General features: G+C 40.2%; 18 protein-coding genes and 7 pseudogenes. 19 read left to right on the forward strand and 6 right to left on the reverse strand.

The genetic code is table 11. From position 1 onward, the window contains the following. The coding region (locus G614_RS28395; RefSeq protein WP_044918518.1) for a hypothetical protein at positions 1-190 on the reverse strand (190 nt) is incomplete at its 3' end. Positions 191-791: 601 nt separating this feature from the next. On the opposite strand from G614_RS28395, the gene G614_RS0121550 reads away from it, so the two are divergent. The 11 genes and pseudogenes from G614_RS0121550 to G614_RS0121610 all read left to right on the forward strand — a co-directional run bounded on the left by G614_RS0121550 (position 792) and on the right by G614_RS0121610 (position 8,597). Then, on the forward strand, positions 792-980 hold the full coding sequence (locus tag G614_RS0121550) for a transposase (protein ID WP_027643591.1): 189 nt from the start codon (positions 792-794) through the stop codon (positions 978-980). A gap of 172 nt (positions 981-1,152) precedes the next feature. After that, on the forward strand, positions 1,153-1,848 hold the full coding sequence (locus G614_RS0121555) for a response regulator transcription factor (protein ID WP_027643592.1): 696 nt from the start codon (positions 1,153-1,155) through the stop codon (positions 1,846-1,848). A 16-nt stretch (positions 1,849-1,864) separates the two neighbouring features. Beyond that, positions 1,865-2,374 (forward strand): VanZ family protein, encoded by a 510-nt coding sequence (locus G614_RS0121560; RefSeq protein ID WP_027643593.1) that lies wholly within the window; start codon positions 1,865-1,867, stop codon positions 2,372-2,374. An 11-nt stretch (positions 2,375-2,385) separates the two neighbouring features. Beyond that, a complete protein-coding gene (locus G614_RS0121565) occupies positions 2,386-3,450 on the forward strand; it encodes a sensor histidine kinase (protein WP_027643594.1) in 1,065 nt (354 codons plus the stop codon). A gap of 140 nt (positions 3,451-3,590) precedes the next feature. After that, positions 3,591-4,478, forward strand: a complete 888-nt coding sequence (locus G614_RS0121575) for an ABC transporter ATP-binding protein (protein WP_027643595.1) — start codon at positions 3,591-3,593, stop codon at positions 4,476-4,478. 1 nt (position 4,479) lies between these two features. Beyond that, positions 4,480-5,724: an ABC transporter permease gene (locus G614_RS0121580; protein WP_027643596.1), complete on the forward strand. Its 1,245-nt coding sequence runs from the start codon at positions 4,480-4,482 to the stop codon at positions 5,722-5,724. Positions 5,725-5,892: 168 nt separating this feature from the next. After that, positions 5,893-6,327: a winged helix-turn-helix domain-containing protein gene (locus G614_RS0121585; RefSeq protein WP_044918521.1), complete on the forward strand. Its 435-nt coding sequence runs from the start codon at positions 5,893-5,895 to the stop codon at positions 6,325-6,327. 313 nt (positions 6,328-6,640) lie between these two features. Next, positions 6,641-7,002, forward strand: a pseudogene (locus G614_RS28400) (cysteine-rich VLP domain-containing protein). A 367-nt stretch (positions 7,003-7,369) separates the two neighbouring features. Next, a complete protein-coding gene (locus G614_RS0121600; protein WP_242828175.1) occupies positions 7,370-7,738 on the forward strand; it encodes a replication initiator protein A in 369 nt (122 codons plus the stop codon). Beyond that, positions 7,725-7,970 carry a hypothetical protein gene (locus G614_RS0121605; protein ID WP_027643599.1) on the forward strand — a complete coding sequence of 82 codons (246 nt, stop codon included), beginning with the start codon at positions 7,725-7,727 and terminating at the stop codon, positions 7,968-7,970. The genes G614_RS0121600 and G614_RS0121605 overlap by 14 nt, the downstream gene beginning before the upstream one ends. A gap of 90 nt (positions 7,971-8,060) precedes the next feature. Next, positions 8,061-8,597, forward strand: coding sequence for a recombinase family protein (locus tag G614_RS0121610; RefSeq protein ID WP_027643600.1), 537 nt, complete (start codon positions 8,061-8,063; stop codon positions 8,595-8,597). Between the two features lie 355 nt (positions 8,598-8,952). Here G614_RS0121610 and G614_RS0121615 read toward each other — a convergent pair whose 3' ends face one another. The 4 genes from G614_RS0121615 to G614_RS0121630 all read right to left on the reverse strand — a co-directional run bounded on the left by G614_RS0121615 (position 8,953) and on the right by G614_RS0121630 (position 12,702). Next, entirely contained in the window at positions 8,953-10,371 is a 1,419-nt protein-coding gene (locus G614_RS0121615) for a M56 family metallopeptidase (RefSeq protein WP_027643601.1), read from the reverse strand. Further along, complete coding sequence (locus G614_RS0121620; protein WP_027643602.1) at positions 10,352-10,765, reverse strand: BlaI/MecI/CopY family transcriptional regulator; 414 nt, start codon at positions 10,763-10,765, stop codon at positions 10,352-10,354. The genes G614_RS0121615 and G614_RS0121620 overlap by 20 nt, the downstream gene beginning before the upstream one ends. A gap of 287 nt (positions 10,766-11,052) precedes the next feature. Continuing rightward, positions 11,053-11,457, reverse strand: a complete 405-nt coding sequence (locus G614_RS0121625) for an SH3 domain-containing protein (protein ID WP_027643603.1) — start codon at positions 11,455-11,457, stop codon at positions 11,053-11,055. Positions 11,458-11,610: 153 nt separating this feature from the next. After that, entirely contained in the window at positions 11,611-12,702 is a 1,092-nt protein-coding gene (locus G614_RS0121630; protein ID WP_027643604.1) for a hypothetical protein, read from the reverse strand. A 640-nt stretch (positions 12,703-13,342) separates the two neighbouring features. Here G614_RS0121630 and G614_RS28405 point away from each other — a divergent pair. The 6 genes and pseudogenes from G614_RS28405 to G614_RS35155 all read left to right on the forward strand — a co-directional run. Beyond that, positions 13,343-13,754, forward strand: a pseudogene (locus tag G614_RS28405) (YjdF family protein). A 435-nt stretch (positions 13,755-14,189) separates the two neighbouring features. Next, the gene (gene cptIN / locus G614_RS33065; RefSeq protein WP_420341538.1) at positions 14,190-14,774 is read left to right on the forward strand and encodes a type III toxin-antitoxin system CptIN family toxin; all 585 of its coding nucleotides are present in this window, start codon (positions 14,190-14,192) and stop codon (positions 14,772-14,774) included. 337 nt (positions 14,775-15,111) lie between these two features. Further along, positions 15,112-15,356, forward strand: a pseudogene (tnpB, locus tag G614_RS35150) (IS66 family insertion sequence element accessory protein TnpB). Positions 15,357-15,384: 28 nt separating this feature from the next. After that, positions 15,385-15,582 carry a hypothetical protein gene (locus G614_RS0121655; RefSeq protein ID WP_027643605.1) on the forward strand — a complete coding sequence of 66 codons (198 nt, stop codon included), beginning with the start codon at positions 15,385-15,387 and terminating at the stop codon, positions 15,580-15,582. A gap of 61 nt (positions 15,583-15,643) precedes the next feature. Further along, a pseudogene (locus G614_RS30590) lies at positions 15,644-15,778 on the forward strand (YjdF family protein); the annotation flags it as partial. Positions 15,779-17,293: 1,515 nt separating this feature from the next. After that, positions 17,294-17,377: pseudogene (locus tag G614_RS35155) on the forward strand (SEC-C metal-binding domain-containing protein); the annotation flags it as partial. A gap of 422 nt (positions 17,378-17,799) precedes the next feature. On the opposite strand, the pseudogene G614_RS28425 reads toward G614_RS35155, so the two are convergent. Next, positions 17,800-18,156 (reverse strand): annotated as a pseudogene (locus G614_RS28425) (transcriptional regulator); the annotation flags it as partial. Here G614_RS28425 and G614_RS33075 point away from each other — a divergent pair. Together G614_RS33075 and G614_RS0121680 are read left to right on the forward strand one after the other, a co-directional pair. Further along, positions 18,149-18,355, forward strand: a pseudogene (locus tag G614_RS33075) (site-specific integrase); the annotation flags it as partial. The pseudogenes G614_RS28425 and G614_RS33075 sit on opposite strands and share 8 nt — an antisense overlap. Before the next feature lie 172 nt (positions 18,356-18,527). Continuing rightward, on the forward strand, positions 18,528-18,710 hold a 183-nt coding region (locus G614_RS0121680), incomplete at its 3' end, for a transposase (RefSeq protein WP_420341539.1).

Consider the following 18,710-nt stretch of genomic DNA (forward strand, 5'->3'; position numbering starts at 1 on the left):
CACTGTTTTTTATGGTCTGGTCCATCGTTTCCAGTGTCTCTACCAGAATGTTCCGTGCCAGATTCAGGCTTCTTTCCTGAAGTTCTTTCCCATAGGAATCAATATCAAGAGCTCCTTCCACAAATTTCCTCATGGTCTTTTCAATTTCATAGGTTTCTTTTTCGATAAAATGTTGTATACTGTTAATCATGGAAAGCACCTTTCTTTGTGAGTGTATGTTTGCAAAACTATATTATCACAAGGGGTGCTTTCTTTTCATTCCTTTTTATGGTTTACATAAATTCCCATTACCCGAAATTTATTTTACGCTACTGTTCGCTGTAGTACTAGCATATGGCATTTTAAAACAATTCAAAATGGTATTTGCATTTATAGGCAAATAAAAAGAGAGCGCAAAAATGGCAGTAGCCCATAAGGAAACATTACAAAACTTATGACTTATGTCAGGTAAACGGAAAAATAGAAAATGCTATGCAAAAGGTTCACTGATTGCATAGCATTTTTTATTTTTGCAAGATATTAGGTTTCAATTTTTTAGCGTTCCAACGGAACGCGCAGCCATCACTGCAGGTGATGATCTCAGGGGTTTGGGGACATGTCACCAACAAGCACCAGACAGGAATTACGGGAACGAAATTTCTGCCTGGTAGGCATCTTTTACGTAAAGATGCATTGCTTGCCAGTATTTGTACTTCCTCTTATTATCGTAGAAAACTTAGGAAATGTTTACCTTCGATCTATTGTATTCTTCGAGATAACGAAATATAATAAAATCTGTCGGAGGTATAGATATGGATTATATGACGCTCAAAGAAGCCAGTGAAAAATGGGGCATTTCAGCCCGTCAAATAAATTATTACTGTGCAGCAGACCGGATTCCCGGTGCTGTAAAAATGGCAATATTATGGTTGATACCGAAGGACGCAAAAAAGCCGGTTGACGGCAGGACAAAACAAGGGAGGACTTTGAAACATGAATAGTGTTTTGATTATAGACGATAACAAGGAACTTTGTGCCTTGATGGAAAATGCGTGGAACAGATGTTATAGGATGTTAGGAAAATCTTAATATTTTCTCATGCAATCCATTGGGAATTAAGATGCTGCATTTGCTATACTTAATCGGATATACGAGAAAAAAGGAGTTGAAAATATGCCTGAAAAGATTTTGATTATAGATGACGAGCAGGATATAGCAGACTTGTTGGAAGTCTATCTAAAAAACGAAAACTACATAGTTTATAAATTTTACTGTGCAACGGATGCCATGTCGTGTATTGAAAACGGTGACATTGATCTTGCCATTCTGGATATTATGCTTCCCGATATGAATGGCTTTTCGCTCTGCCAGCTTATCCGCGAAAAGTATACTTATCCGATCATCATGCTAACGGCCAAAATCGAAGAAACGGATAAAATCACAGGTCTGACATTGGGAGCAGATGATTATGTGACAAAGCCGTTTCGCCCGCTTGAAGTAGTTGCCAGAGTGAAAGCACAGTTGAGACGTTACAAAAAATATTCACCTGGCACAATCACAGAAAAAGTTCCATCAGAGCTTTCATACAACAAATTACGCTTGAATGTGCAGACCCACGAATGTCTGTTAGACGGTGAACTTGTTTCTCTGACCCCAACGGAATTTTCTATCCTCCACGTTCTTTTGGCAAGCGCCGGAAATGTTGTAAGCATTGAGGATTTGTTTCATGCGGTATGGAAGGATGAATATTATTCTAAAAACAGCAGCACGATTACCGTGCATATTCGGCATCTGCGCGAGAAACTGAATGACACTTCCGATACTCCCCAGTATATTAAAACGATTTGGGGTGTCGGCTACAAAATTTAAGCGAAAGGAGAACGTTATGAAAAGAAGATCAACTTACTTGGCAGTTATTTTGTTTTTAATTTATCTGGCACTCTTGGTCTGGATCATATTGTTCAAATTGCAATTCTCAATCAGCGATTTGGACAAGATAAGAAGTGTGAACATCATACCATTTCATTATGATAAGAAAATTGGAGCGGCATTTCACTTAACAGAGGTGCTTGAAAATGTTTTGATTTTCATGCCTATGGGTATCTATCTCCAAATGCTACTGTCTAAAGCAAAATTTTACGCTAAGATAATGGTGATTGCCGGAACAAGTTTATTGCTGGAAACCACGCAATATGTTTTAGCAATCGGACGGTCTGATATTACCGATATACTCACAAATACGGCAGGCGGCCTCTTAGGACTTGTCGTATATTCGATGATAGTTCGGTTACTTGGGGATAGGGCTAAAACAAACAGGTTGTTTTCTGTTCTGGCGGTCATTGTAAGCGCCATTGTGATTGGACTGCTTGGATTTATCCTGTTTGCCAATCGGTAGGAGGTGTATTTATGCCGAATAAAGAAATTGCGACAGAAAAGCGTCTTAGAGTGCGTCTATACCTGTCGTTGCTGATTTATACCGTTGTGGGATATAGTTTGACAATCCTGCTGAATTACATCTTTTCAAAATTCGACAACGGTATTTTGGCATGGCTCTACTGGCGGATTGATGCGCTTTTTGTTACCTATTTGATGATAGGCTTTGTGTGTATCTTCAAATATTTTTGGAAAAAACCATGGGGGTATCTGGATGAAGTAATTACGGCAACCCAAACGGTTTATGAGCAGAACGACCATACAGTAGCCTTGTCTGACCCGTTGAAAGAGTTAGAAGAACAGCTAAATCAAATCAAAATGTCCGTTCTGTTGAGTAAGCAGGCTGCAAAACAGGCAGAGGAAAAGAAAAATGAAATTGTCATGTATCTGGCACATGATATACGCACCCCGCTGACAACGGTGATCGGCTATTTGAGTTTACTCCATGAAGCCCCGGATATGCCTGAACAACAAAAAGAAAAGTATGTTAAGGTCGCGTTGGACAAGGCGGAGCGTCTTGAAAAACTCATCAATGAGCTTTTTGAAATTACAAAATACAATGCACATACGGTCATTATCAAAAAAGAGAATGTGGACTTGCATTGTTTAATTGCACAGGTGATTGATGAAGTATATCCGACACTCTCTGCAAATGGCAACACGGCGGTATTTACTGCGGAGGACAACTTATCTGTGAACGCTGATCCCGAAAAACTGGCGAGGGTTTTCAGCAATCTTTTACGAAATGCTGCTTCGTATAGCTATCCGCAGACAGAGATCACTATATCGGCCAAACGGTTAGAGCATGATATTCAGATTACTTTTGAAAATCGCGGGAAAACAATTCCGCAGGAGCAGCTTAACAGCATATTTGAGAAATTCAATCGGTTGGATGAGGCCCGGCTTTCCAATACAGGCGGTGTGGGACTTGGACTTTCTATTGCGGAAGAGATTATACATTTACACGGTGGAACGATTACTGCATCCAGCCAAAACGAAACCATAGATTTTGTGATTACGTTGCCTATCTCCACTTAAGAAAATTAGAACATGATCTTAGGAATTGCTTAGGAATTTAAGCGTGTGATTTTTGAGATTGAAAAGCCCTTGTTTGGTACAATGATTATCGAACAAGGGCTTTTCATTGTTCAGCCGAAGCAAAAGAAAGGAGTGTAGGTATGGAACTGAAAATAGAACATTTAAGCAAACAGTTCAAAGACAAAACCGCTGTGAACGATGTCAATCTGACCCTGACCCCCGGCGTCTGGGGGCTTTTGGGGGCGAATGGCGCAGGAAAGACTACTCTCATGCGCATGATTGCTGATATTATGACACCAACCAGCGGAACGGTTTACTATGACGGGAAAGACATTCGAGAATTAGGGGAAGCCTATCGAAATAAGTTTGGCTTTCTGCCGCAAGACTTCGGGTATCACCGGGATTTCACAGTAAAGGACTATTTGGAGTATATGGCTGCTCTAAAAGATATTCCGACGAGAGCAGCCACCCAAAAGATCAATCATCTGTTGGAAATTCTTTCGCTCTCCGATGTGAAAAGGAAAAAAATCTCTAATCTGTCCGGTGGTATGAAGCGGCGTGTTGGTATTGCGCAGGCTATGTTGAACGATCCAGAGATACTTGTTATGGACGAACCGACCGCAGGACTTGACCCCGGAGAACGTGTTCGCTTGCGAAACTTCATTTCCGAGTTTTCGCATGATCGGATTGTGTTGATCTCCACCCATATCGTATCTGATATAGAATATATTTCCACGCGCAATGCGATTATGAAAGCCGGAGAAATTGTTGACGTAGGAACTACTACGGAGCTTGTCAAGCAAATTGAGGGCAAGGTCTGGAATTGCACAATTCCGGCATCAAAGCTGCCGGAATGTGAAATGCGGCTGCGAATCATCAATCAGCGCGGAGAGGATCACAATCAAGTTTCCATTCGTTATCTGTCCGAACATTCGGAAATTGAAGGTTCTGTTACAATGGAACCACGCTTGGAAGATCTGTATCTGTGGCTATTCCCTCAGACAGACTTGGAAAAGGAGGACAGATAATATGCGACTTTTTAGACTTGAATTAAAACGTATTTTGAAATCACGGCGTACTCTGATTTTACTTGTGATTGCGCTTCTGCTTTCCGTAGCTATGGCATACCTGCCTATTTCATTTGAGGGTATCAACCGCCCAAATGAAGATGGGACTGTTACAGAATTGGATGGCTTGGCTGCTATCGAATACAAACGAGGTTTATACGAAACATCCTCCGGTGAAGTGACCCCAGATAGGATCAAGACAGCTTTGGAAACTTATCAAAGCTACGTTCAGGAATATGGGCCGGTTGAGGAAGAGGGCTTTCCGCTGTCGGTGAATATTGAAAAAATTGTTCCAATCCGCCCTTTACTGAAAAGTCTATCCGAAGTGTTTGCCGATCCATCAACAGGTATTGGTGCCGATTTGATGGATATTGACCCAAATGCCATCGACCAAACCTACTATGAAAAATGCGCGGAACATTTGCGTGATGTTATGCGGAATGAACAAAGAGAATATGAAACCGCACAGCAAAAGGCTCTTGAAAAATATTCAGAACTTGATAAGCCATTTTATCTGCACTCTGGAATTTCTAAGGATGCATTTGATTATATTGAGTTTTATATTTTGTTCCTTGCTATTCTGTGCGTGGCAATCGCAGCGCCTACTTTCGCCGGAGAATACCAAACGGGCGGTGACAGTATTCTGCGAACCACCAAGCATGGGCGTACACGATTGGCAGTCACCAAAATTTTGGCGGCATTTACGCTTTTCATTGTTACTTTCCTTGTTGGGATTACGGTACACATTCTGATTTTGAACGTAGCGTTCGGGATGGACTGCTTAAAAACATCGTTCCAAATGCTATACTCTATCATCAACCTGCCAAACATCAACCTAGGACAGTTGCAGATTATTCTTGCCGCAGCAGGCTTGCTCTCAGTATTAGCAACAGTTAGCTGTACACTATTCCTGTCTGCAAAGTGCAAAGATACATTGACAGTTTTGCTGATTTCTATTGTAGTTCTTCTTATGCCGCTTTTTGCTTATGCAGCGATGGGTGGTGCAACATGGCTTTTTACCATACTGCCATCTGCCGGAATTGGTATGCAGAACAACTTCCTTTATCAGCTTGCGAATTTCAATTATCTGCATATCGGTGGAATGAGTTTCTGGACACCTTATGTTATTTTGATTTCAGCAGGAATTGAAGTATTCGTGTTTATGTTCTTGGCACTTCATTCCTATTGCAAACATCAGGTGGCATAATAGAGTTGCGGTTTGAGATTGATTTAAGAACCGTCGCTGTCGCGTCGGTTCTTAATTTCCAGATTGTCTAAAAAATGTATAACAAAACATTGGAGGTGATGATGTGATGGGACATTAGCTGTTTTTGATTTAGCAGAATCCGGCAGGCAAATAGGAGAAAAGCTGTTTATGCTTCTTGATGCGGAACAGAAAAAAGAACTGGCGCAATATATTTTAGAGCAGGAAAATGATTCTGAATTTGTTCGCAATCCCTATCATGCTTCACCCCAAATAATAAAAAATGCCCTGACAGAAATACAGGAAGGAGAACTTTATCTTTGTCTGGAGCACCGTATTGTAAGAGTCCGGGAGCGGGTTATCTCCCTGACAGGCAAAGAATTTGACATACTGGCATTACTGGCTGCCAATCCGAAGCGTGTTTTTACTTATGAATTCATTACCGATATAGTCTGGAAAGAGGATTATAATTTCTATTCGAGAAAAGCAATCCATAACCATGTGAGCAAACTTCGGAAGAAACTAAGATTTGAACCCAATCTGCCAAATTATATCGAGAGTGTTTCTGGAATTGGTTATAAATTTGAACATCTGCCTGCTCCATAAAAATCCGTCGTAGGAACAACTGCGGCGGAATTTTTTTGACAAATTTTCATGCAGACGGCAACTTTCCGCTAAAAAATGAACGGATATATGAGGGGATATTTTATAACCGCTTACCCGCACACGGCAATTATGAATTTTTTGTGAAATTTGCAAAATACCCCCGTCATTTTGCCCCAAAAATGAACTGAATAGTAGAAAGATATTTTTGTGCAAAATTGACCGTCCTATTTACCCTCAAAAATGAACTGTATAGTAGAGGGACATTTTTTACGGTCAGGAAGGAGGTGTTTTTATCCACGATCAGATTCCGGTTATGAATTATCCGCAGTACCGCCAGATGCATAAGTTAGTACATAAATGTTGCAACTACGATAACGGAAACTGTATTCTTCTGGACGATGGGGAGGAATGTGTCTGCGTCCAGAGTATTTCTTATTCGCTTCTCTGCAAATGGTTCCGCCGAGCTGTCCTGCCGCTGGACGGATCGCTGGAAACGGTGCTGCTGTTTCGGGGGAATTAAAACGCTGCGTGGTCTGCGGCCAATCATTCCTCCCCGGTTCCAACCGGGCGAAATACTGTAAACTCTGCGCAAAGAAAGTCCACCGCAGACAGAAAACAGCCAGCGACAGGAAAAGGAGGTTCCCATGCGGACAATTAGAAGCGAAAAAGCCTTGAATCTGCTGGTGTTTCAAGCTACGGTCAGCGGGTATGTGGGATAAATCCCTTATACCTCTCTAAAACTTGCTTTTAACTGTCCGCAGGACGATTTTGACCTAAACGGGATTTTCCCATTCAGGTATTGATTTCGATTCTGCCAGTTTATCGCTTTTGCCATGTCCGCCTATATGGGATTCTCCAATACTGGATTTTCAGAGACTGGAAAACCTGACGCTCCGGGCAGCCCTGTTCCTCTCTTTCCGGCGCCGGATTTCCAGACAGTTTTGACAGCCCATATTTAGACGGAAATTAAAGAGAAGAAGTTAATAACAAGATAGTCAATATCAATCCAATCAATCAGGGATGGATTGATGGAAAGGAGTACATGATGCAAAATTATATTTTGACGCCTTACAAGGAGGACAGCGGCGTACCGCCCTATCTGCCCTTCCCCCGGTTTCTGGTGCCGATGGACTTATCCAATGACGCAAAGGTACTGTATGCCATGCTCTTAGACCGGGCGGGCATTTCCAGAGAAAACGGATACATAGAACCGGACGGGCGGATTCGCCTTTACTTCACATTGGAGGAGGCCAAAGAAAAACTGCATAGGAGCCGGCAGGTGGCGACCAGAGCGTTTCAGGAATTAGAACGCAGCGGCCTGATCATCCGCAAAAAGCAGGGACTTGGCCGTCCGGCGGTCATTACGCTGAATATTTTGCCTGTAAGGAAGGAGCGTGATGGGATTGCGTAAGCCTGCGGATTTAAGCGAACTTCCCAAAAATCTGAAACCGGAAATTGCCGAGCGTGTGGCGGAGCATTTCAAAGACGGCGTTTTCGAGTTTGATTTCAGCACAGAAGAAATGATTGCCGTTGAAAGGAATACCGTCTACCACACCATTCCCCATTACGCAGAGGGAGACGCAGAAAGCGTACTGGACAAGCTGCGCCGTATCATGGCAGGAAATTTGGAGGAAACCGAATGAAAGCTACTGATAAAAGAGGAACGGCGCGTTATAATATAGGCAACCGTTTACCTGGCTGCTATCCCGATACACGGAAGGAAAGGAGCTACTATGAACCAACAGCCAGATAAAATCACAGCGTTATATTGCCGTTTAAGCCAGGACGATGCTCTCGATGGGGAGAGTAATTCCATTACCAACCAAAAGTCGCTATTGTCCAAATATGCGGCGGAACATGGATTCCGCAATCCTATGTTTTTCGTGGACGACGGTTTCTCAGGAACGAATTTTCAGAGACCCGGCTTTCAGGAAATGATGAAATATGTGGAGGACTATTCTGTTTCCACCCTGATTGTCAAAGACCTCTCCCGCCTTGGCCGGGAGTATTCCTATATGGGGCGTTTGCAGGATTTCATTTTCCCCGCCTATGACGTCCGTTTTATCGCCATCAACGATGATGTGGACAGCGCAAAGGGCGAAAACGACTTCGCTGTGTTCAAAAATGTATTCAACGATTATTACGCTAAAGACACAAGCAAAAAAATCCGGGCAGTCGTCAAAATGCGTGGGGAAGCCGGGGAACATATCGCCAGCAATCCGCCCTACGGATATGTGAAAGACCCACAGAATAAAAAGAAATGGAAGTAGGCGTATCTGAAACTACCCAGTTTTGCTTCGTATAAATCCCACCGGTCATATCAAAATCACCTCGATATGTACCGCTTTACCGCTTCCTCTTACATCGGCATTAATGATTATCGCCTCATAATTTGGATTGCTGTCATCAACAAAATCAAGATGTCTCCCATCGGTGAGGACCATCTGAACTGAAAAAGTATCTGCATATGCACTTATAGGTAAACAAACCATTAAAAATATTGAAATAAAAATCGAAAATTTTTAATAGACACTACTCTATTTGTAATTCCCCATTGGAATCCACCTCTTTTCTCTAGCCGCTACCTCAGGAGACATACTTTCAATGGCATTATATTGAGACTGTTTATTTTAATATAGTTATGCTTCCGGTAACATGTATGCTCTTTGACGTAGTACCCTCCAAGAATATTTTATAGCTTCCAGATTGCTCGATTGAAAATGTATGGTCAATCCATCCTTTAGAAGTCTGAACATATATTCTCTTGCCTTTGGAATCCTCAAGTCCCGCCTTAAAACTGTCAGAACTACTATCTGATTGTAGTATAAAGGCCACTTTATTACCTGAGGTCAAAGAAAGACTATCTCCATACTTCACATTTTTTCCATCAATCGTTATATCAATTGACGTTACTCCCTTTGGATTTATCTGCATCGGGTATTCTATTACATCTTCCGAATAGTGAAATTCCGTCTTCTCAGGCAATTCTGTAGATTCCTGCTGGACTTCAACTTCCGTAATCCAAAGTTTCTTTACCACTAAATCCTGTAAATTTGACATACCCCAAGAAGCAGCAAACACTGTAAGGGGACACATCAAAACCATTGACATTACCAACACAGCAAATGATATTCTCTTTGTTTTTTCAGTCTTTTTCATGATATTTCTGATTCTCCTTTCCAAACCGTTTACCGTATGGCCGGTAAGCGACACCGTAGCTAAACCAAGCTCTTTTTCCTGTATTTGTAAAATTAGTTCCGCATACATAGTATGTCTTTTGACGGGCTGACGATTAAGCACTTTCTCATCGCAGGCCATTTCATTTACTTCAACAAAATAATCTGTTAGTCTGTAAATAAGCGGATTAAACCAATGCAGAGCGCATAAAATAAACACAAGTCTGCGAAAAAAATAATCCTGATTTTTGCAGTGAACCAACTCATGCTTTAACAGCAATCCCCACTCTTTCTGCGTGTAATTACTCTCCGGCAAGAAAATTTTCTGTTCAAATATTCCTGTCATAAAAGGAGACTTGATTATACCATTCGATAATAACAACACCGGACCCTTCAGACCTAATTCATCCATTACCTCTCTTTTTATCTCTATTAGAAGTTTATCCTGAGTATACTTACTGCATTTTTCCAGTTTTTTGAGAATCCTTCTGTCCTTTGCATATTTGAAGATACCATAATAGATAAATCCAAAAAACCAGACGAGAAAAAGTAGCAGAGATATCCAGTGATTTCCCCAAGGTGTTCCGTAGCTAATTGAACTTTTGTGAATGGTATCCATATAAAGCAAATCATCACTGACCAAATAAATTCTTTCCCCAAAAACGAATTTATACAAAATTAAACCGGCCAATACCGGCATACCAAAGGCACTGAATACTACAACCATTTTTAAAAACAAACTTAAATGACCCATGTCCATTCTTCTTTCCAGATGTTTTCCGGAAAGGGATATAACCGATATTAAAATATTCAATGAGACAAAAATCGTTACTAATAGTGCCAAAATGTCACTTATCTTCCAGCTCATCTTCCAGCTCCTTTAAAAGATTTCTGGTTTTTTCTATCTGTGCTTTTGACAATGCCTTTCCACAGAAGGCAGCAACTAGGCGCTCAAAGGAAGTATTACCCAGTACCCCCTCAATCTGTTGTCGAAGTAATGCCTGCTCATATTCTTCCTGTGTGACTAAAACCGTATAGAAATGATGAAGTCCACTTTGCTTTTTATCAACATAGCCCTTTTCAGAAAGATGATACAAAATCGTACTTTTTGTACCTCTTGCTTGCGGAAATGCCTGATAGATTTCCTCACTACTGACACCTTCCGGATGTTTCCAAATAAATTTCATAAATTCAAACTCTGTAGCAGAAAGTTTTTTCTTTCCACCCAGATAATCTAAAGGTGCTTCGGCAGGTCTAGCCATAAATTCCCCTCCTTTCTGCGTATTTGTTAATATAATTATATTTATATAATACCATATATTCGTATTTTTGTTAATACATAATCTGTTCATAATATTAAAAATCTTTGGACTACATATTAATCCATTAATCTTATCTCTTTTGTGATTCCATATTTTTATAGTAATATGAAGACGAAAAGGGGAGACCCCTTTAGATAAGGAATCTCCCACAATTTCTTTTTTATGGTGCATTTTGTCTGAATTCTTTTTACGAGAGAAAGTACTATTTTAACAGTTACTTATGCAAACTAACCAACATCAGGACCAATCCCAACAGGAACAGCACGTGAAGGCGGCGTGGCTGTAAGATAATCATCTAAAACCCAGCCTGTAACTGACTTTCCATTGATATCTTTTGCCGTGATATTTGTCCAGGAACGTCCCTCACTGTCAACCCTGCCGAAAATACTCCATCCATCAATTTTGGTTCCGTTGGCAAGTTTTCCAACGATTGCATACTCTGTACCTGCTCCTGAACGTACATTTAGATTTCCTCCATCTGTTTTTACATAAAGCGTGTCATATTCACGCCTATTCAAGCGAACAACCGTTGACCCGGCATCTTCCAATGATGTTTCAGTGGCAAAAGCTAATGTACTAATCATCATAACTGTGCATATTGTAGAAAGCAAAAGGCTTATAATACGTTTCATTTTCTTCCTCCTTCATCTCTTTGTACGTTATCCTCCTCTCGTAATTCATGTAATAAATGCACCATTTTATGCAACGGTATGCTGTTGTTATAAATATTTCTTTCTCTTTTCATCCAATGGTTATAAACCATAAAAATGCCCAAACAGATTGATTCAACTCCACCACTCCTCATTAGGAACTGTATCATTCCAAAAACCTTCAACATACCAACCATTTGTCAAGTCCTTTTTTAAGTATACATATTTTTCATTTGTACCTTGAAGCAAACTGCTATTTGGTGATGAATCAGAGGATATGATATACACTTTAAAACAGGCTTTATCATTCGTGGTCTTTATTTCTTCACTACTTGCAGTTAATTGCAGAGCATTCCACTCTTTTTGTAATTCTTCCGAATATTCTATACCTTCAGATAATGCACAAATACCGGCATATTCACCATAATTTATCATAGTACAATAAGAGAATATTAACGAAGAGGCCGACTTTGCCCCCTCATTAACGAATTGTTCATAAAAAAAATCGTCTTGTCTTGAAAGTTCCGGCATAGTACAATTTTTGTCGCTGAATAATACCCACTCCTTGCCGTCTCTAATATATGATATTCCTGTAATTTTTTCATTTCTAACATTCAATATGCCATAACTCCCGTCAGTAAATAAAACTGATTTTTTACTACAACGATATGGCTTTACAGATAGTTGCTCAGGTGGGATGTCTTTTGTTAAAACAAAGTCTTCAAATATGTTTTTTTCAGAAACATCGTTTGTTACGGTTAATTTTCTGGATATACGGTCATATTCATATGGAAGCTCAGAGGATACAGACCATATCCATATAGTGTCAGCATTTGGACTGACTGATATCCTACAGGAAGAATCATTACTAAAATCATATCCTAATGCCTGTAAGTCAATACTATCCTCTATTTCACCAGTGTTCAGATTGTAAATAAATAACCCAAAATAATCATGCATTATAATAATGTTGTCATCCGCAAAGTCTAAAACCGGCATGTCGGTTGCAATCTTTGTATTTACAGACAACCTGGCAGGAGTGGCCTGCATATTAAAATTTGATGGTGGTTCTGATGTATGTACCTCAGTTTTTCCTGTACTATTTATTGCTGTCGCTAATTGCTCCTGTTTAAGTTTTTCAGTATTTGAACATCCAACAGCAATCGTACTGAAAGCCAATGGTATAATTATAAAAGTTACATATCTCGGCATTTTAAAATCAAACAATCAAATCTCCTCCTTATATTGAACTCCATCAATAATGATAAAAACACAATATATTTAAATAATATAATTATATTTTATATAATATCATATATTTTACTGTTGTCAATATTTAATCATTTGATAATTTATCAGTCTTGACTTATTTAACAATCTTCCAATTTCCCTCATTCTTCTCCAATACAAGTTTAAACTGCGATACCTGTGTTGTCATGGTCTTTATCTAGTATCAGCAATTAAACAGGCTGATAAAGAATGTGGAAGTTGTGGGTGTGAATTAGACCCATTGTATAAAAAAGCGTTAGAACTTATTTAAGAATGCCGCAAATTCGGTTTGTGAGGAAGATAGGACAATAGCTTTCTTAGTAATGATTTTGATTTGAACATGATGTCAGCACCGTGTCAGTTAAAACAAATAAGAAAAGTGTGATAATGTGGCAGTTTGCACTAATAAGCGGATTGCCACATTTTTATGGAAAAATGGACATTTATGTGGTAACATATAGGAGCAAAGATAAAAACACAACGCGAGGTAATCTTGTAGAACTGGTAGGTAGTCCAGTCGCACCGATTTGGTGTAAGTAGCCCTCCCTCCTTGGGTCGTCCGTTCTTTGTGCATTACAATTTTCAAGGAGGAATTGTCATGGACAAAATAGCGGGCAGACTGACAGTATTTTTTGAAGAACCATTCTGGATAGGCGTGTTTGAACGAATATCGGAGGGAAAGTTATCTGTGTGCAAAATCACATTTGGAGCAGAACCAAAGGACTATGAGATATACGATTTTGTTCTGAAAAATTACTATCGGCTGAAATTTAGTCTGGCTGTGGCAACTGATGGAAGTTGCTCGCAATCCGAAACGGGTACAGCGGGAAGTGCGGAAACAGGTGCAGAACACCGGGATAGGCACAAAATCGCAATAGGCTTTGAAATTACAGCAGGAGCAGTTGAAAACTGAACGCAAGACTGTGAGCCGGGAGCAACGGGAAGCAGAGAAACAGCGGCAGTTTGAACTGAAACAGCAGAAAAGGAAAGAAAAGCATAGGGGCAGGTAACGCCTGCCCCGGCTTTTCTCAATTAAGTTGCATATTGTCTATTGTTACGCTTTAGGGTATCTGGAATGCTTATTTTATAAGGGTTTGAGAGTGCAAAAATGGCGTTGGTGATACTTTATACCTTTATTACTCAAATGCGGTTTTTGTTGCGTAACGGGAATAATTAGCGGCTATTTGCATAAAATTTTAATGGAAAGCCTTATTGACTTTCCTCTTTGCACTTGCTAGAATGTAGGTACAAAGAAAGTTTACCACTGACCGATATGTGGTATATAAATGGTCGGGTTGAAAGTTTACCGCTGACCGATATGCGGTATATAAATGGTTGGGTTGAAAGTATAGTCCTTCGCCGCAAGGTGGGGGACTTTTTCCATAATGAGGACAGGCAAATGAAGAAAACAGGCTTTTATATTATCAAGGACAAATTTTGAGGATATGCCAGACCCATATCTCAAAGGGAATAAGGCGGGAAACAGACCGCATTATTATTGCTTTGAAGATTCAAGTACCGGGATATACTGGATGATACCATTGTCCAGCCGCATTGATAAATACAGACGGATTATGGAGAAAAAAGTAAAAGCCGGGAAACCCTGCGATATTCTCCATATCGTCAAACTGGATGACAGCCGGGAGAGCGCATTTCTGATACAGGATATGTTTCCGATAACAGAGGAATACATAGAACGGGAATATACAATCGCTGGGAATCATCTGATGTTGACGAGTGAGCATACTGCCAGAGAGATTGAGCAGAAAGCGAGAAAAGTCATAGGTATTAATGGCACGGATCGAGTGGAAAAGCAAAATGAATTTTTGGCAGATGTGGGGATAGATACAGATTTTTCAAATAATGTTTCAAATAAAATACGGAATAAATGTAGAGAATTAGGGCAAAATGGGTGGGTTATCTCTCCTTTTTGGGAACCTAATAATGAGGAAACTTGGTATGATACATGGTATAAGTTGTTGCAAAATGGGAAAAAAGAAAAGATAAAAGATTATTTTTGTGCACAATAATTATCAGTTATTGAATCATATAAGGGGATATGCGCGATTTGAAGTTGAGAAAAATAATTGGTGGATTGAAGCCGAAAAATTATTTGATAAGAAGCTGTTTTTTAGCTGTGCTTTAGTCTTATCTGCATTATTTGAAAGAGAAATTAGAAAATGTCCAATCTATAATTGGAGTAATAAAACTACACGGTATTTTAAAGACTCAATTTTAGATAAAATCACTCAAATTAATTGTGACGATAGGATTGAACCTATTAGTAGATATATAGATACGTTATTGCTAATTCCCTCTTTAGATGGCTTTAATGGATTGATGGCCATCATCCGGGATACCTATGAAATGGATCCCTACAGCAATTCCCTGTTTCTTTTTTGTGGGAGACGCTGTGACCGAATAAGGCACTGCATTTTGAAAAAGACGGCTTCTGCCTTCTGTATAAAAGACTGGATAACGGCCGTTTCCAGTGGCCAAGGAATTCCTCCCAAGTAAGGAACCTTACCCGGCAGGAATACCGCTGGCTCCTGGAGGGGCTTTCTATCGACCAGCCCAAGGCGATCCGCCCCGTGAAAAAGAAGGACTTCTGATTTTTGTGCAAAAGGGAGAAAATTTTACATGGTGCTAGCACCATGTAAGTTAAAACAGATAAGGGAAATGATAATATGGCAGTTTGCAGTTATATGTGGATTGCCATATTTTTGTGGAAAAATGGGCGCTTATGTGGTAATATATAGGGGCAAAGATAAAAACACAACGCAAGGCAACCTTGCAGAACTGGTAGGTACTCCAGTCGCACCGATTTGGTGTAAGTAGCCCTCCCTCCTTAGGGTCGTCCGTTCTTTGTTCATTACAATCATTTTAAGGAGGAATTGTCATGGACAAAGTTTCGGGCAGACTGACAGTATTTTTTGAGGAACCATTTTGGGTAGGCGTTTTTGAACGCATATCAGAGGGCAAATTATCTGTATGCAAGGTTACATTTGGCTCAGAACCAAAAGACTATGATATGTAGTTGAGGAGGGGGAAGAATGCTATCCCTAAGCCGCATAATCAATCAACAGTGCCGGATAGTAGCGGGACGCTGGAGTCTGACAGTTGATAGCAGAATTTTTCGGCGCCCGATTTTATGACCACGCATTTTCAACTGTGAAGACATCTGTCGGGCACCCCAGGCTGGATTATCCGTATGTAAACGGTCTATGAGCGCTTTGCAGTCTAATTCCTCATGAGATACGGGTGTCCCGCTGTAATACACGCTAGTGCGGTTGATATCAAGAAGAGCAGCCCCTGTTTTGACAGGGAGTTCTTTACCGAAAGGTTTCGGACTAAATTTACTCTCATAGTCAGGTCCAAGCGTTTCTTCAGATTTTTTTCAACCAATCCACCTGCATGGTAAGTTGCCAACTTTTTTGGCATATTCTGCTTTTTCGTCTTAAATTACGATACCATTAATGGAATGCCGGATATAAGACATTTTTGGAAGAACACAGGAGAAAAAAATTACTATTAAGGGCATTGGAAGTTTTAAAGCATAACTGATAAAAATACTTTTGGAAAGGACGGTAAAATAGTGGCGAATTTAAGACTGAAGAAGAGCATTTTGGAGGTGGTGGATAATCAGTTAAAAGCAAACGATCCTCCATGCACGAAGAATACATATGACAAACTGTTGGATGCCGGGTATTCAAAGTCAGAAGCAAAGGATAAAATCGGAGCAGTTGTACTTACAGAAATTTATGATATTTTGAAAAAGGGACAGGCTTTTGATGAAGAAAAGTATAAAAGCAGCCTTGAGGAGATGTTAAGGCAAAGTATTGATTATGAGGACGATCATCACATAAGAACGGAATGGGATAAGTGGGATGAGTTGGTTCAAAAAGGATATGAATCTTTTGAAGAACAAAAGGCAGCAGAAGGCCTGTGTTTTTGGCAGGAAGCGTGGGATATTTTTGAATCTGTTATGAAACAGGTTCCGGAAACAGAGACACTTTATGGTCTGATGGAGTCACAGGATTATGTATATCCGATTGACGGCTGGCTTCAGGACTATGAGATGGAACTGGGAAATGCAGGAAAATATGGGGAAAGAATTGCGTTCTGCCAAAAGATATTGGAGATGTTTGATTGGCAAGACGAAGACGACAGCTGTTTTCGGTGCGGCATTGGCGAATCCCTTTTTCGGGAAGGAAAAACAGCGGAGGCATATGAATATTATGAAAATTGGCTGATGGATGACTCGCAAAACGTAAATGGAACCAATAGCTTTAGCTGGATTCTTTTTGAAAATGGAGATGCAGAGAAAGCGTATGAAGTGGTAAGAAAAGTGACATGGGGTGTTTCGTGTTACGTGGATAATTCGATTCTCTTTATGCGTGCGCGGCAATTAGCCGATTATGTCGGAAAAGAAAACGAAAGCAAATGGTATCAGCAGCAGTTAGACACATTCGAGAACTCGATTAAAAAATGGGAAATGGATGAAGATGAAATTTTTGATGAATTTACGGCACCAAAACAGATTCCGGTTGTAAAAGAGAAAAAAATATATCCAAATGATCCCTGTCCATGTGGAAGTGGCAAAAAGTATAAGAAATGTTGCGGAAAACAGTAGCGACTATTGTTACGGTTAAATATGCGGATGTTTATCATAAAAAAGTGAACGCAAATTTCTCAAATCAGAGTCATAATATACACATGGATTGGTAAACCATTTTCTCATTATTCTTTGATTGGTAGTACCGGTTTGCAAAGGAGGGTGCAAGCCACCGGATACCATAACAATAAAGAAAAATAGTGTGAGGAATACGAGTAATATCTATACGGAGTGGTATAGATAAATATAGAAAAACAAGATTAAAATAAAAAACTTTGCGAGTTCGAATAGGATTTTGCAAAAATAAGCCTAGTATTTATGCGGATTCCAAACAAAATCCGTTAAGTTTTGGCAACGATTTGGCAACAATCCGAACAGCAACTGAGTGGATCATGCACCGATTAAGCTCGCTTAAAGAGGGGCAATGATACACGAAGTTATTTCTGGCTGATTTCTCCGGATTCCAGTTTTGCAGCCATTTGCTGCCATGCAAGAAAAGGTGTGAACAGATGCTGATATTTCTTGTGTTCCTGGTCAAGGCGGAGAGAGAGTTCTCCTTCGATTTCTCCGATTTTGATTCCATACATATCTTCCAGTGCAAAGAGGGTGTGCATAAGACCAAGATAGGAGTCAATGTCCGGAACATTGATTGCTCTTGGGCTGATATCGAAGATCTGTGCCATTTTTTTGATCAGGTCAGCTTTGGGAGTTCTGGCTTCTGTTTCATACTGTGCCACACGAACATCCGAAGTCTTTCCGAGGAACCCCAAAAGCTCGCCAAGCTCAACGGGGAGCATGGGAAAAGAGGTTCCGAAGGAAATCAAGTTCTGGACAAAGGAACAATATCTGAAACATGCTTAGACTATGATGGGCAAGCCCAGATCTTATTACGCTTTTGAAATGCTGTACTGGACCGGAATCCGGGATGGCGAGCTGCTTGCCCTCACACCAGAGGATTTCGATTTTGAAAAACAGACGGTGCGGATTAATAAAACGTAAAATGGAAAGGGGATGCAAAGAGACAGGAGTATTTATTTGCAACTGGGGAGTATGAAAGTTTTTCTGTAAATAGCTATCAAGCAGTAGGTCTTCTATGATAAAATCTATTATCATAAGCAGGCCTATTATTATGGCGAGAAGAGAAAAGCAACCTGTACACAAGGTAGTTATGACGGAGGGCAAAAGGAACATTGTCCATCAGTTGTTGGAGGAGTATGACATCCAGACTGCTGAGGACATCCAGGAGGCCCTGAAAGACCTTCTGGGAAGTACCCTGAAAGAGATGATGGAGGCTGAGATGGATGACCACCTCGGTTATGAAAAATCGGAACGTTCTGATTCCGACGATTAC

This window comes from [Clostridium] clostridioforme AGR2157 (assembly GCF_000424325.1).
GTDB classification, from domain to species: Bacteria; Bacillota; Clostridia; order Lachnospirales; family Lachnospiraceae; genus Enterocloster; species Enterocloster clostridioformis_A.

What these genes read in the sequence shown, in the direction of transcription:
- G614_RS0121550 (WP_027643591.1), top strand. Translation starts at nt 792, where the DNA reads ATGGATTATATGACGCTCAAAGAAGCCAGTGAAAAATGGGGCATTTCA.
- G614_RS0121555 (WP_027643592.1), top strand. Translation starts at nt 1,153, where the DNA reads ATGCCTGAAAAGATTTTGATTATAGATGACGAGCAGGATATAGCAGAC.
- G614_RS0121560 (WP_027643593.1), top strand. Translation starts at nt 1,865, where the DNA reads ATGAAAAGAAGATCAACTTACTTGGCAGTTATTTTGTTTTTAATTTAT.
- G614_RS0121565 (WP_027643594.1), top strand. Translation starts at nt 2,386, where the DNA reads ATGCCGAATAAAGAAATTGCGACAGAAAAGCGTCTTAGAGTGCGTCTA.
- G614_RS0121575 (WP_027643595.1), top strand. Translation starts at nt 3,591, where the DNA reads ATGGAACTGAAAATAGAACATTTAAGCAAACAGTTCAAAGACAAAACC.
- G614_RS0121580 (WP_027643596.1), top strand. Translation starts at nt 4,480, where the DNA reads ATGCGACTTTTTAGACTTGAATTAAAACGTATTTTGAAATCACGGCGT.
- G614_RS0121585 (WP_044918521.1), top strand. Translation starts at nt 5,893, where the DNA reads ATGCTTCTTGATGCGGAACAGAAAAAAGAACTGGCGCAATATATTTTA.
- G614_RS0121600 (WP_242828175.1), top strand. Translation starts at nt 7,370, where the DNA reads ATGATGCAAAATTATATTTTGACGCCTTACAAGGAGGACAGCGGCGTA.
- G614_RS0121605 (WP_027643599.1), top strand. Translation starts at nt 7,725, where the DNA reads ATGGGATTGCGTAAGCCTGCGGATTTAAGCGAACTTCCCAAAAATCTG.
- G614_RS0121610 (WP_027643600.1), top strand. Translation starts at nt 8,061, where the DNA reads ATGAACCAACAGCCAGATAAAATCACAGCGTTATATTGCCGTTTAAGC.
- G614_RS0121615 (WP_027643601.1), bottom strand. Translation starts at nt 10,371, where the DNA reads ATGAGCTGGAAGATAAGTGACATTTTGGCACTATTAGTAACGATTTTT.
- G614_RS0121620 (WP_027643602.1), bottom strand. Translation starts at nt 10,765, where the DNA reads ATGGCTAGACCTGCCGAAGCACCTTTAGATTATCTGGGTGGAAAGAAA.
- G614_RS0121625 (WP_027643603.1), bottom strand. Translation starts at nt 11,457, where the DNA reads ATGAAACGTATTATAAGCCTTTTGCTTTCTACAATATGCACAGTTATG.
- cptIN (WP_420341538.1), top strand. Translation starts at nt 14,190, where the DNA reads ATGCCAGACCCATATCTCAAAGGGAATAAGGCGGGAAACAGACCGCAT.
- G614_RS0121655 (WP_027643605.1), top strand. Translation starts at nt 15,385, where the DNA reads ATGGTGCTAGCACCATGTAAGTTAAAACAGATAAGGGAAATGATAATA.